Below are 13,460 nucleotides of genomic sequence, written 5' to 3' on the forward strand. Positions count from 1 at the left end.
GAGTATATCACTTTGAAAGTTTATGATATACTAGGTAGAGAAGTCGCAGTACTTGTTGATGAAGTTAAAGAAGCTGGAACATACTCTTTACCATTTTCCGCTTACCATCTCCCCTTATCCAGCGGAGTTTACTTCTATCAACTCACAGCCAGTAAAAATAGAATCACTAAAAAGATGTGTTTGATTAGATAGTTCCTCCGAAAGTATTAAAAACCCAACTTTTTCAATTTTGTCAGAATTTTAAAAGTTGGGTTTTTCTGATCTTCCAATTGTTATTCTCTCCACTGATAAATATCTTTGCAATGAAATTTATCAACTCGCATGGAATATATTATAATTTGTCTTGCGGCACTTCTGACTTCCGGATTAACACTTTTTTCTGGATTTGGACTCGGCACATTGCTAATGCCTGTTTTTGCAGTTTTCTTTCCGATCGATCTTGCAATTGGAATGACAGCAATAGTTCACTTTTTGAACAACATTTTCAAATTGTATCTGCTTGGCAGACATGCGGATAAAAGCGTTGTCCTTAGATTTGGAATTCCGGCAATAGTTACCGCATTGATCGGGGCACAGGTTCTCATTTTGCTTTCTGGAATTGAACCTTTGTTCGAATATGATTTGTTCAGCAAAGCGCTGATAGTTACTCCGGTAAAATTTGTAATTGCTGTCTTAATGATCGTCTTCGCATTGTTTGAAATCATTCCAACGCTTGATAAATTTTCAGTTGAAAAAAAATATTTGCCATTGGGCGGAATGCTCAGCGGATTCTTCGGCGGACTTTCTGGTCATCAAGGGGCTTTGCGGAGTGCATTTTTAGTCAGATGCGGATTGACTAAAGAAAGTTTTATTGCAACTGGCGTAGTAATCGCATGTCTGGTGGATGTTTCGAGACTATTGGTCTACACTTCACATTTCACTTCTGAAGGATTGAGCACAAATCTTTATTTACTGATTGCTGCAACGCTTTCAGCTTTTCTTGGCGCATTCATCGGAAATAAGCTTGTTAAAAAAGTTACAATGAAGGGTATTCAAGCAGTCGTCTCTATCATGCTATTTGCAATTGCCGTTGGATTGGGAAGCGGATTGATTTAAATTGGTTTGTGTGATCGATTAAAGCAACTGATTCACACTAGTGACACAGATTAATCAGATTGCGGAAAATAATTAAAGGAAAAATATGTCAAGTTTAATAAATGAAAAAATTCAGCAAGCGATTGAAATCTTAAAAGAAAAAAATATCGATATGTGGCTAACGTTCGTCCGTGAATCGGGAAACATGAAAGACCCGATGATTGATATGATCGTCGGTACAGGATGTACATGGCAGACTGCATACATTATCACAAAACATGGGGATACAATTGCGATACTTGGGAGTCTCGATGTTGCGAATATGCAGTCCAAAGGAACTTATAAAAAAATCATTGGATATGTTAAAGGTATTCGGGAAGAATTACAAAAAACTCTGAGCAGAATTGATCCAAATAAGATTGCAGTCAATTATTCGCTCGATAATAATCTCGCAGATGGGCTTACTCACGGAATGTACTTGCAGATAATTGAACATCTAAGCGGAACGCCATACTCAGAACGATTAGTTTCTTCGGAAGAGATTGTTACCTCACTCAGAGGACGAAAGTCGCAATCAGAACTCAGGCTGATGAAGGAAGCAATAAAAATTACACTCGATTTGTTTGACAAAGTTTCAGGTTTCATCAAGCCTGGCGTTTCTGAAAAGCAGGTTGCAGGTTTTTTGTTGGATGAAGTAAAAAAATTGAATCTCGAAACTGCTTGGGAAGTTGAGCATTGCCCCGCAGTATTTACCGGACCCGATACAGCAGGTGCACATGCAGGCCCAACCGATAGACTCGTTCAGCCCGGACATGTTTTGAATATCGATTTCGGGGTGAAGTATAAAGAGTATTGTTCAGATCTGCAAAGAACTTGGTACATATTGAGAGAAGGTGAAACCGAAGCTCCGCCGGAAGTAAAACGCGGATTTCAAGTCATTGTAGATGCAATTCAGAAATCTGCAGATGCAATTCGCCCGGGAAAACAAGGATGCGAGATTGATGACATCGCACGGAATTACATCGTAGAAAATGGATACGAAGAATATCCGCACGGACTCGGACATCAAATCGGAAGAAAAGCTCATGACGGCGGCGGACTGCTTGCACCCCGCTGGGAACGCTACGGAAATATTCCTTTCATCCCGATTGAGAAGGGACAAGTCTACACAATCGAACCAAGATTGACTATAAAAGATTACGGCATCGCAACAATTGAAGAAATGGTCTTTGTGAATGATGATGGAGTGGATTTTCTATCCGAACCGCAAAAGGAAATTTATTTGATTTAATTGCAGAAGAATAATTTAAGTACTAGAACACTGATAACACAGATTAGACAGATTTTCACAGATTAACACAAACATCAAAAAATCAGTTTATAGAATTAAATCAGCTGAATCCGCGTTCCATTAAACGCGATATCTAAATCTTCAGCATTTTTGTATTGCCGAGGTAGGTAGTAAGTGATGGGTCTTTCAATTTAGAGAGTTTGCTGGTTATTTCCTGCATACGTTTTATAGCATCATTCATTAAATCAATATCATCTTGAATTTCGTCAAGATTTTTTTGTGCAATGTTTTTTTTCATCGAAGCCATTGCCATTGTGAACGCACTCAATGGGTTGTTCATCTGATGTCCAAGTGTCGCAGCCATTTCAAGCAAAGCTCTATCATGTTCAGATTTTTTTAATTCAAGTTGAAGGTCGTAGATACGAAGTCCGCTTCTTATTCTTGCAAGAAGCTCATCATTTTCTACCGGTTTAGTAACATAATCATCTGCACCGGTATCTAGTCCTGTAACTTTATCGTGCAAGGCAGATTTAGCGGTCAATAAAATAAAATAAGTTTGACGATGCTCTGGATTGGATTTTACTTTTTCACATAACGCAGCACCATCCATGACAGGCATATTCCAATCAGCAAGAATAATTTGAGGCGAGAATTCATTAAGAATTTTAAGAGCCTGCAAACCATCCTCGGCAGTTTGAACTTCAAAGTTGTTAACTGTCAAAAGCCGTTCTAACAAATATCGAGCATGTTCTTCATCTTCGACAATAAGTATTTTTCTTTTTTGTTCTGTCATTTCAGATGGCGATTGATTAAAGCAATAAAATCTTGATAATTTGTTATCGGTTTCGTTACACAGGCGTCAGCTAAACTATCTTTCAATATCCTCGAAATATCTTCTTTAGTTGCGTATGCTGTCACAATAATAATTGGAATTTCTTTGAATTGCTCCTTTTGTTTGATAATCTTAGAGAGTTCCTTGCCATCAATTTTTTTATCATCAATATAAGTGTTCTCAAGACTGACATCCATTATAACGAGGTCAATTTTCTGATTTTCGAGAACATTGAAAATTTTCTTGGCGTTATCGGTGGATGCTACTTCAAAATTTCCGATCCTTTTTAGCACAAGCTCGAACAACTCTATGTTAAACGGGTCATCCTCTACGAGCAGTATCTTTACCATTAGATTCTCTAGAAATTATGAAAAACTCAATTAGATGTGAATGATTTGAGCCCTCTAACTCGTTTAGGAATAGTAAGATTAAGAACGATTTTGTTATTTGTTTCGATTGCAGAAGTGAAAGCTCCTCGATTTTGTTCGATTAATCTTTTCGCTGCTGCAAATTTAACATTATGTTTCTCAATAAATAACTCATAAAAATCTTTTCTTTCGGGATTAGTATCTTTCGAAATTATCTTGATTGAGATACGCTCTTGCTGTTCCGCGCATTCAATTAAAATGGAGCTTCCAGTTGAAAGTTGTTTACGTAATTCGTTTAATACGAAAACAAGAACTTGCATTATCGCATTGGCTGATCCATAGAATTGTGGATGCATCGGATGTTCTTTTACTTCTACGTTCAGCTTTGCTTTGCTTAATGTCGCCTCGAGAACATCAACGGTTGAGCTTATTATCGAATTTATACCGTAATACCCATAGTCATATTTAGCAAACATTGAGCGTGAAAAGTCAGAAATGCTTTTTAGAGCTTTTGAAGTTCTATCCACTTCTGCTTTTAAGATTTTCATTACGTCTTCGGTTTTTACGTTCTTTTTTATGAGTTCGAGTGAGCTTATCATCACTTGTACGCGATTCTTCATAGTATGGAAGAAATTATCACTTATTTCTCCCACAGATGCAACTTTCGATAGTTCGGATAATTCACTTGTTAAATTTGTAATTTCTTTCTCTTTTATTTCGACTTTTTCATAAAGAAAATTATTCGCAATCGCAGAAAAAGCAAGGTTAGAAAGAATTGAAATCAGAGAAATTTTTTTCGGAACAATGTCCGATCTCCCATAATTTGTTCTAAGGACAAGCAATCCGTAATCTACCTTGGATAATAACAGCGGAACAACGAAAAAAAATTTTTTTATTTCATTTTGCGCCAATTCGAGATCTGGAACAACGGCTATTTTCTTTTCGGAAATAATCCAATCTGCAATTCCTTCTTCAATCATTTTGTCGACAATTTGCTGGCAATTATTCTCGGAGCCATCCGAAATTGACATCAACTTTTGTTTACTATCTTCCCAGAGAAATAGTCTGCAAAAGTCATTAGCTAAAATGCTTTGTAATAATTCCTGCAGTTTTTTTTCAATTTGATCAGCATTGCTCGATGAATTTATTGTTTCTATCATTTCAGAAACTAATATCAAGTCATTTGATTGACTTTGGAACTCATCATTATAAAGCCGGAATCCATTGTAATTCTCAATGAATTTCGTTTTTAATGATAAACTAGTGTTTTGATTGCTTATTTGACCGAGAGGTGAATTCATTTAGTTTACTTGCATCGAAGCTAATTCTTTGAAATTGCTGTTAATAAGTTCTATTGTACTTCTTATCAATCCTTGAAGATAGGTTTCATCGGGAAGTTCTAATGTTTCAATTATTGAATCATCAAGTTTTTCGCTCTCCTCTACGAGCAAATATGGTTCGGATACTAAACTTGAAATATGATCGGCAAGATGAATTAATGCAGTAAGTGTTGGATTAAGAACTGCTTCACTTGGAGAATGATGAAACCTGATTGATTCGATTAACTGTGCCGGAAAATTCCACTTCGAAGCTAAATGGCTTCCAATTTCAGGATGGGTTTTACCAATTATAATTTTTTCTGCATCTAATTGACTGATCTTTTGATAGAATCTCAATTCAGATATGAGATTGAATTCACTAGTTAAATATTTTTGCATAGTCGATATGCCGATATCGTGAAGCAATCCGGCAATAAATGCTTCGCCTGATACTCTGTAACCAAAATCGTTAGCCAACATTCGGGCAACCGTACCGCAGAGAATCGAATGTTTTCCAAAATAATTTGTATTAAAATATCTTTCGTTACGGGATTGTGCCGAATTCAAAATAGAAAGACTAATAATAAGCTCTTTTATCGTATCGAAACCGAGAACAACAATTGCCAACTCAATTGTTGAAACTTTTTGCGTTAAGCCATAAACAGGTGAATTAGCTAAACTAAGAATTTTTGCAACCATTCCTTGATCTTGGCTGATTAGTTTAGCAAGTTTTGCTGCACTGACATACGGCTTATCGATCATATTCATGATCTCATTAGCTACATTAGGAAGAGTCGGCAGTTCGGCAACTTCATCAATCTTTTTAATATTGAATTTTTCTATGTTATTTATGTGAGTCATTGGCATTCAAATTAGTGAATAAGTTTTGAAATCCTTGATTTGAACTTTTTCATCAGATCGCTGTGAATCTGTGAAACCCGCGACACAGAAATTTCGAGTACATCGGCAATCTCCTGATAGTTCATATCTTCATAATAATAAAGTGTAAGAATCAATCTCTGTTTTTCTGGAAGTGAATTAATTTCCTTCAGGATCATTTCCTTGAGGTCTTCTTTTTCAATCTCTTCAGCGGGTGTATCTTCTTGATTGGAAATAAATTCGATCATTGTATCGGAATCTTCCCCAACTTGCTGAGTTAGAGAGATTTTCTGATACTCTTTCAAATAGTCAGTTAAAGTTACTTCTTCCATCTCACAGGCTTTACGCTTTTTATTTTCTTCCTCAATTTCTTTTTTTAGATTTTCTTTATATGAACGTGGGATGAAATCAAGTTTTCTAAGCTCATCGAGGATCATTCCGCGTATTCTTGGGATGGCATAAGTTTCGAACTTTACACCATATCTCGGATTGAAGCGATCTATTGCTTCGCTTAAACCTAGAATTCCATATTGGAAAAAATCTCTATCATCCAGAACGGCAGCATTTCTTAAATCGGTTCTGTGAATTACATAGTGGACAAGTTTAGAATATTGTTTCATCAACTCAGTTTTTAAAGAAGTAGCAGACGTCTTCTTGTATTCCTTCCACAGCACTGCAGTAGTCATCGCATTACTCCTGAATTTAATTTGTGTTCTGGTTTTGAATTTAGAATCGATAGGTTGTAGAGATAATTAAATACAACAACATAAGAGGAGAATAGAAAAAGTACTGAGCTTAGAATAAAAAAGTTAAGCTCGTCAGCTAAAAAATTTGAAACTAAATAAAGCGCAATGAAAACTATTACTAAGCTTCTCGTTTTCTTTAGTCTTTTATATTGTTTCTCATTCATTTTTCGACCTCTTTTTTCCCACATTACTACAAAGGTTGTACCATGAGAATTCAGCTGAGAATAAATTCTTATAACTGCTTGTAGTACAATAGCTTAGTGTAAAAATTTAGTAGACGAAAAGTGAACTTATAATGACTATTTGTGGCTAATATTAGCCATGAGTGGAATATTATTTTTATTGGAAGATTCTTATGATGTTTACTTAGTATCGAGATTTTTTCTTACAACTTTAGCTAATTTTTCTACTGTGTAAGGTTTTTGAATAAAATCATCTATTTTTGACTCCTCAATATTACTGGAATCTTTTTCGATCATGTAACCGCTCGTGAGGATAATTTTTGTGTGAGGTGAGATTTTTTTCACATGTTCTAACACCTCAAGTCCTGAAACTTTTGGAAGAGTTAAATCGAGAATGATCAGATTAATTTCGTTGATGTTCGCATTAAAAATGTTCAGTGCAGCATCGCCGTCCTCTGCCGTGAAAATCCTATAACCCAAATCCGATAAATATTCACTTGAGAAATCACGAATACTTTTTTCATCATCGACTATCAGCAATCCTTCATTTCCGCCGCGGGCAAATGAATCTTCCAACAATTCTTCCTCCTCAATTCGATGCGTGACCGGCAGATATACGTTAAATGTTGTCCCCTCATTCTCTTTTGTTGCGAATTCAATCCTTCCAAAATAACTATCAACTATATTTTTTACTACAGAAAGTCCGAGTCCAGTTCCTTTGGAGCCCGACTTTGATGTAAAGAATGGATCAAATATTTTTTCTTGCTGATTAATTTTTATACCGAAACCTGTATCGGTTACTGAAAACTTTATGTTTTTTTCCCTGGATGATTCTGTTTTTGTAGTTAGAGTTAGTTTTCCTCCGTTCGGCATTGCATCTGAAGCATTAAGGCACAGATTAAGAACTATTTGAATCGCATGTCCCGGATCAATGAATACTTTTGGTAAATTATGCTCGAGCTGAAAAACAATTTCAATTTTAGGATTTAACACTTTCTGCAAAATAGAAACTGCCTCTTTAATCCTGCGATTGAAATCAAGTACTTTTTCTTTAGAAGCAACTCGTTTGCTGAATGCAAGAATCTGCGAGGTAAGATCAGAGCCGCTTTCTGAAGCTTTGAGAATGTTAGTTAAATATTTTTCAATCAGTTCATGGTTTTCAATTCGTTTCAAACCAAGCGAGGCATAACCTTTAATTGCTGCAAGAATGTTATTAAAATCATGAGCGATACCTGCCGCAAGCGAACCAATCGTATTTAATTTCTGCGATTCAATTAACTGATGCTCCAGAAATTTTGTTTTAGTTATATTTTGAAGTACAAGAATTAATGTTTTATCGGTAACCTTTTCTGAACACTTCAACCAAATTGGATCACCATTTGCAGACCGCAGCTCCATTTCAAATGGATTAAAGTCTGCTCTATTACCATCTGCAATTTTTGTTTGAATAAGAGTTTTTAAGTTAGAAAGTTTAACTTTATAAATGGGAAGAATTTTTTGCCACCCCTCATTCGCGAGTTCTGTCTTCTGGCAGCCAAGTATCCTTTCAGAATTCCCAACTATTTCGATTGCTTGTGCTTTTGAGTCGATCGTTAAATAGATACATGATGCAAACTCATCAAAAACAGTTTCCTGCTCGGACGAAAATTTGGTGTAATGGTCTATGATTTTTTGAGTTAGAAGATTTCTAAGCTTACTGATCAAGATAGAGAAATTTCGATCTTTCATTATTAAATCAGTAGCGCCGAATTTGTCCGCTTCTTGATTTATTTCATCGCGTTCGAGCGCAGTGATTAAAAATAAAGGAATGTAAGAGTTCTGTTTCCTTATTTCCCTGATTTCTTCTAAACCGTTTCTACCGGTTAATCGGTAATCAATTACAATAGCATCAAAATCGTTTGAACTTAGAAAATCTATCCAATTTGGAGCGTGGGTTATACCATGATATTCTGCTTCAGGAAGATCTCTCTGTAATACCTTTCTCATTAACGAAAGTTCGACCGGATTATCATCCAAGAACAATAATTTCAAATTAAATTCGTTCAATTTGAATTCTCGTCGATTATTTGTCGTTTCACTTCAAGATTTAATTGTTCCATACGATAGCGCAGCTTTGATCTCGATAATCCTAAAATCTTTGCGGCTCTAACTTGATTTCCCCCTGTGATTTCAAGGGTTTTCATTATGAGGTCTCTCAAAACAACATCGATAGAGATTCCGCTTCTGGGAATATTCAACATATATTTCTCCCCATCTTTTTGGTTTGACGCAATTTTATCGCTCTCGAGAAATTTCATGTGATCAGGACGAATTGTATCGCCTGTCATTAATAGTACGGCTCTCTCAATTGAGTTACGAAGTTCACGAACATTTCCAGGCCAGTGATATTTTTGCATGATTTCGAGGAGTTCAGGATCGATTCTTTTCACATCTTTACCAAAAGCTTTATTGAATTCATCTAAAAATGCGTAAGCGAGAAAATTCACATCCCCTTCCCGGTATCTTAGCGGCGGAACATAGATCGTAGCAACATTCAGTCTGTAATAAAGATCTTCCCGAAAAGTCTTATCATCCACACATTTACGAAGGTCTTTATTAGTTGCTGCAATTATTCTCACATTTACATTAATTTCTTTTGTCCCCCCAAGACGAAAGTATTTACGTTCTTGAAGAACCCGGAGTAATTTTACTTGCAGGTCGAGACTAAGCTCAGCAATTTCGTCGAGCATAATTGTCCCTCCATCAGCAAGCTCGAATTTTCCCATTCTTGTCTTTTCGCCAGCACCGGTATAAGCTCCTTTTTCACTTCCGAAGAATTCACTCTCCGCTAATTCACGCGGTATTGCACCGCAATTTATTGTTATGAATGGGCCATTTTTTCTTGAGGAATTATAATGAATGAACTTGGCAATCATTTCTTTTCCGCTTCCACTTTCACCTTCAATTAATATTGTAGTGCTGTCGCTCTGGGACATTTTTTGTACAGCATCTAAAGTAGATACAATTGTTTTACTCTTGCCGAACATTTCTCTTGTAATTTCCCCTTCTTCATGAAGCAGACGAAGTCTATTAACTTCTTTTTGCAGCTGAACGTGCTTTAAAGTTTTTGTAATGATAAGTTCTAATTGATCAAGATTGATCGGCTTTAAGATAAAATCAATTGCACCAAGCTTAATTGCAGTTACTGCTGTCTGAACATCAGCATAGCCGGTGATCATCACAACAGGAATTTGATGATAGTCTTTGTGCAATTGTTTCAAAATATCGATGCCATTTACATCGCCTAAGAAGATATCGAGTAGAATCATTTCAGGCTGATGCTGATTAACATAATTAATCACCTCATTTCCATTTTCACAAATTTCTACCTTGTAAGTATCCTTTGACAGTGCTCGCTTCAATGAGGAGGTCACTAATGAATCATCATCGATAACCAGTATTTTGGATTCCATCTATTCCTCTATTTCTTAAAAGTAAATATTACTGAGATTGTATCGTTTGAGTAATTATTCTCTATACTAAAATTCATTAATTGTTTAATGTTCTTATTCATTTCCTTTAGAATTTTCTCATCCATCATTTTTCGAGGAAAAAGAGGATTAAAAATTTGTTCAAATAAAGATTTATCGTTTCCGCAATTTGGTGAAGAAATTTCCAATACAACTTGCTCAGGTTCATTCTTTGTTTCGATTTTAATTGTTGGATTTTCTTTCGACATTAGCCCAACAAAATCTATAGTGTTCAAAAGTAATTTTGATACGATTGTTCGGTTGAGTTCAATAAAATCAATTTCCACATCGTATTTCGTTTTCACCTCTACGAATTTTGATTTTATGCTCTCTTCTTTTTCTCTCAGAGTTTCTGAAAGTAATTGGTTTAAGTCTTCGCGTGATGTAAAAAACTTTTTACAGTTAATAAAATTACTGAAGTTGTTAATATTCTCTTGAATCTCTTTCGCGGAAGTTAGAATGTGCTGAAGATGTTCTTTGTTTGAATCATTCTGCATTTCATCTTTTTGAGAGAGAAGCTTCGAGTTGATCAGAATAGAAGACAAGCGATTATTTATCTCATGGAATAATTGAGACTGTATCTTTAAGAAATTTTCATTCTCTACACCGGATTTAACTACCTCCGAGATCTTCGAAATCAAATCAATAGAGGAAATAAGTTGTGACGGAACATCGTTTACCTCAATCTGTCTTTCGAATTTTAGGTTACTATTGGTTTCTGTCACCCTATTTACCAATAGTATTCTCTTTGCAGCTGAATTTTTCAAAAGAAAAATAATTTGAACATCCGATTTTGCAATCATCTCGCTGTCGATGATCAGTAAATCAAATTCTGTGAGTTGAGCCAACCGGAATGCGTTTTCATATTCTATGATTGAAAACATATATGATTCCGAGACGAGTATCTCTTGAATTAACTCCCCTAGAACTGTATCCTTTATGAATAAATTAATTTTTGTCATTGTTGAAATTGAGCAACTATACTCAATTGTATACTTTTGGTCATTAATGTATAATATTAACCAAAAGAATTCAACAAATTTTTGATAAAATATTAATAGGTTAAGCTTTGAACGATTTTCTCTGCGACAAAAATCTTCACGGTCGGCAGGTCATAAAATCCACTCTGAATTTTCTTTTTAACAAAGTCCAAATTTCTTGCCGTATGAGATGGGATGAGCTTTAGATTGTTTTCTTTATTCAATTCTGATTTACCGGTTTTTTTATTTTTTTCTTTCAATTCTTTAACCCCGCATTATAATTTGTTCAGAGTTAAGTTCAGTTGGATTTTAGATTTTGGAATCATGTACACAAATTAATTATCGGTGTTGATTACTTTTTTTTTAGAATATTTTCAAAAAAAAATAAAACTATTTTTCCTTAAGAATTACAAATTTCGTTTCGATAATGGAATTGGAAAAAAACATATGAATCTGCTTAAGGAATTATTTTTTGACTGCAGAAGTCTATAAAATATTAGTTCTCGCAACTTTGCTGATGCAATTGATCTGCCTCGGTACAGGTTTCCGGTTGAGTTATAAAATCGAAAATCGACCATTGCTGTTTTTGATTTTAATCGGTGTCGGAATAATATTTCTTGTTCAATTAATTGACCTTATTGAATTCAAAATTCCATTAGACACCGTAATTGATTCTCCTCTTTATTTTGAGATCATAAGCTTTGTTTCAACAATTGTCCTGTTATTGATATTACTCGCTTTCAATTTCCACCGCGAGGAACCTTTTCCTAAAATATTACCGGCTAAAGAACCTGAACCAGAAAAAATAGTCACTGAAAAACCTCAAGTCGATTTTAAACCAATTCCAAAATTTGAAAGAATTGAATCCGCGAAAGCCGATGAGAAACTCGATTCGATAAAATCAGAACTTGAAAAAGTAACTCAGCAACGGGATAAACTTGTATCAATAATTTCACACGATTTACGCACACCGCTTAACAGCATTTTTGGTTTTTGTCAATTGTTAAAAGATGGAGAATACAAGGGGAAAAAGGAAGTAAAAAAGTTTGCTGAGAACATTTATGATCTCTCAAAAATTCAGCTGAATGCCTTGAATAAAATTCTTGATTGGACTCGGTTTGAATCTAAAGAACTTCAATTTAATCCTATGGAATTTGATGTAACTTCTACGATTAATTTCATAGCGAAGTCATTTATGCAAATCGCCGAGAGAAAAAATATTGCTATCAAAGTCAGTTCCGATCGTAATTTAAAAGTATTGGGCGATGAGTTCATGATCATAGAGCTACTGAAAAATTTATTGGAGAATGCAATCAAATATTCAAGAGAAGGAAGCACAGTTGAAATTATAACTCACTACCATTCTAAATTAAATAAGCTCGTAATTTTAGTCTGCGACTCTGGAATAGGGATCAATAAAAATGTTTTAATGAAATTGCTCTCAACAAGCAGCAAAACCACAGCTCGCGGAACAAAAGGAGAAAAAGGAATCGGATTGGGACTTTTAATTTGCAAAGCAATAATCGATAAGCATAGCGAGCATCTCTGGATCGCAAGCGAAGAAGGTGAATGGACACGGGTTTATTTTACATTGAAACCGGCTACAGAACACGTTTAATTTTTCCCCTATCCTACCGCAAAAATTTTTGTATATTTGCTATGTAAATTTTCTAGTTCTCAATTATACATTATTGATTGTTCATTCTCATCGGGGTGTGGCTCAGCCCGGTTAGAGCGCCTGGTTCGGGACCAGGAGGTCGGTGGTTCGAATCCACTCACCCCGACAAACTTTTTAATCTTTCTTTCCCCAAAAGCATAAGTTTTTTTACTGTAACTATTTTTTAAATAGCAGCAATACCGACCGGAGATTTTACTTCAATCCTTTATTTATTTAATCTCAAGGATTAACTATCTTTATGATAATCATGATTTAAGAATTAGGAATTATACATGGGGAAAACATCGGATTTAACTTTTATCATCAATGAAAGTGAACAAAACTTAAAACAAAGATTCGAAGTTTTAATCAATGATTCCCGTTTCTTTGATTGCCTTGTTGGATATTTCTACATCAGCGGTTTCCATTCTATTTTCAAAGCCCTTGAAAAAAATGAAAAAATTAGAATTCTTGTCGGAATGAACATGAACAGAACAATATACGACTTGTGGAAATCTACTAATCAAGAAGAACAAACCTCACTTCAATTTTCTCATGCAGAGATTAAGAATGAATTAGATGGAATTCTTGAAAAAGAAATGGAAAATTCTGAAGACAACCAA

15 protein-coding genes and 1 tRNA gene are annotated in these 13,460 nt (G+C 35.1%); 6 read left to right on the forward strand and 10 right to left on the reverse strand.

What is annotated here, in order from left to right:
* The 3 genes from FJ213_11165 to FJ213_11175 all read left to right on the forward strand — a co-directional run.
* The coding region (locus FJ213_11165) for a T9SS type A sorting domain-containing protein (GenBank protein ID MBM4176713.1) at window positions 1-192 on the forward strand (192 nt) is incomplete at its 5' end.
* Between the two features lie 129 nt (window positions 193-321).
* Window positions 322-1,095, forward strand: coding sequence for a sulfite exporter TauE/SafE family protein (locus FJ213_11170; GenBank protein MBM4176714.1), 774 nt, complete (start codon window positions 322-324; stop codon window positions 1,093-1,095).
* 85 nt (window positions 1,096-1,180) lie between these two features.
* Entirely contained in the window at window positions 1,181-2,365 is a 1,185-nt protein-coding gene (locus tag FJ213_11175) for an aminopeptidase P family protein (GenBank protein MBM4176715.1), read from the forward strand.
* A gap of 133 nt (window positions 2,366-2,498) precedes the next feature.
* On the opposite strand, the gene FJ213_11180 is transcribed toward FJ213_11175, so the two are convergent.
* The 10 genes from FJ213_11180 to FJ213_11225 form a co-directional block, all read right to left on the reverse strand.
* The gene (locus FJ213_11180; GenBank protein ID MBM4176716.1) at window positions 2,499-3,158 is read right to left on the reverse strand and encodes a response regulator; all 660 of its coding nucleotides are present in this window, start codon (window positions 3,156-3,158) and stop codon (window positions 2,499-2,501) included.
* Window positions 3,155-3,547 (reverse strand): response regulator, encoded by a 393-nt coding sequence (locus FJ213_11185; GenBank protein ID MBM4176717.1) that lies wholly within the window; start codon window positions 3,545-3,547, stop codon window positions 3,155-3,157. Before FJ213_11185 ends, FJ213_11180 begins: the two co-directional genes overlap by 4 nt.
* A 26-nt stretch (window positions 3,548-3,573) precedes the next feature.
* Entirely contained in the window at window positions 3,574-4,866 is a 1,293-nt protein-coding gene (locus tag FJ213_11190; protein MBM4176718.1) for a GAF domain-containing sensor histidine kinase, read from the reverse strand.
* Window positions 4,867-5,751, reverse strand: a complete 885-nt coding sequence (locus FJ213_11195; protein MBM4176719.1) for an HDOD domain-containing protein — start codon at window positions 5,749-5,751, stop codon at window positions 4,867-4,869. It lies immediately after the preceding gene.
* Between the two features lie 5 nt (window positions 5,752-5,756).
* Entirely contained in the window at window positions 5,757-6,449 is a 693-nt protein-coding gene (locus tag FJ213_11200) for a sigma-70 family RNA polymerase sigma factor (GenBank protein MBM4176720.1), read from the reverse strand.
* Complete coding sequence (locus tag FJ213_11205) at window positions 6,446-6,673, reverse strand: hypothetical protein (protein MBM4176721.1); 228 nt, start codon at window positions 6,671-6,673, stop codon at window positions 6,446-6,448. The genes FJ213_11200 and FJ213_11205 overlap by 4 nt, the downstream gene beginning before the upstream one ends.
* A 198-nt stretch (window positions 6,674-6,871) precedes the next feature.
* The gene (locus tag FJ213_11210) at window positions 6,872-8,722 is read right to left on the reverse strand and encodes a response regulator (protein MBM4176722.1); all 1,851 of its coding nucleotides are present in this window, start codon (window positions 8,720-8,722) and stop codon (window positions 6,872-6,874) included.
* An 11-nt stretch (window positions 8,723-8,733) separates the two neighbouring features.
* The gene (locus FJ213_11215) at window positions 8,734-10,143 is read right to left on the reverse strand and encodes a sigma-54-dependent Fis family transcriptional regulator (protein MBM4176723.1); all 1,410 of its coding nucleotides are present in this window, start codon (window positions 10,141-10,143) and stop codon (window positions 8,734-8,736) included.
* 8 nt (window positions 10,144-10,151) lie between these two features.
* A complete protein-coding gene (locus FJ213_11220) occupies window positions 10,152-11,162 on the reverse strand; it encodes a HAMP domain-containing histidine kinase (protein ID MBM4176724.1) in 1,011 nt (336 codons plus the stop codon).
* A gap of 92 nt (window positions 11,163-11,254) precedes the next feature.
* A complete protein-coding gene (locus tag FJ213_11225) occupies window positions 11,255-11,440 on the reverse strand; it encodes a hypothetical protein (GenBank protein MBM4176725.1) in 186 nt (61 codons plus the stop codon).
* 212 nt (window positions 11,441-11,652) lie between these two features.
* Between FJ213_11225 and FJ213_11230 the strand changes: the two genes are divergently transcribed.
* The 3 genes from FJ213_11230 to FJ213_11240 all read left to right on the forward strand — a co-directional run.
* Window positions 11,653-12,798 carry a HAMP domain-containing histidine kinase gene (locus FJ213_11230; protein MBM4176726.1) on the forward strand — a complete coding sequence of 382 codons (1,146 nt, stop codon included), beginning with the start codon at window positions 11,653-11,655 and terminating at the stop codon, window positions 12,796-12,798.
* Between the two features lie 91 nt (window positions 12,799-12,889).
* Window positions 12,890-12,967: transfer RNA gene (locus FJ213_11235), tRNA-Pro, on the forward strand.
* Window positions 12,968-13,130: 163 nt separating this feature from the next.
* Window positions 13,131-13,460, forward strand: a 330-nt coding sequence (locus FJ213_11240) for a helicase (protein ID MBM4176727.1), incomplete at its 3' end; no start/stop codon positions are given.

The sequence above is a fragment of the Ignavibacteria bacterium genome, from assembly GCA_016873845.1.
Lineage (GTDB): Bacteria > Bacteroidota > Ignavibacteria > Ch128b > Ch128b > JAHJVF01.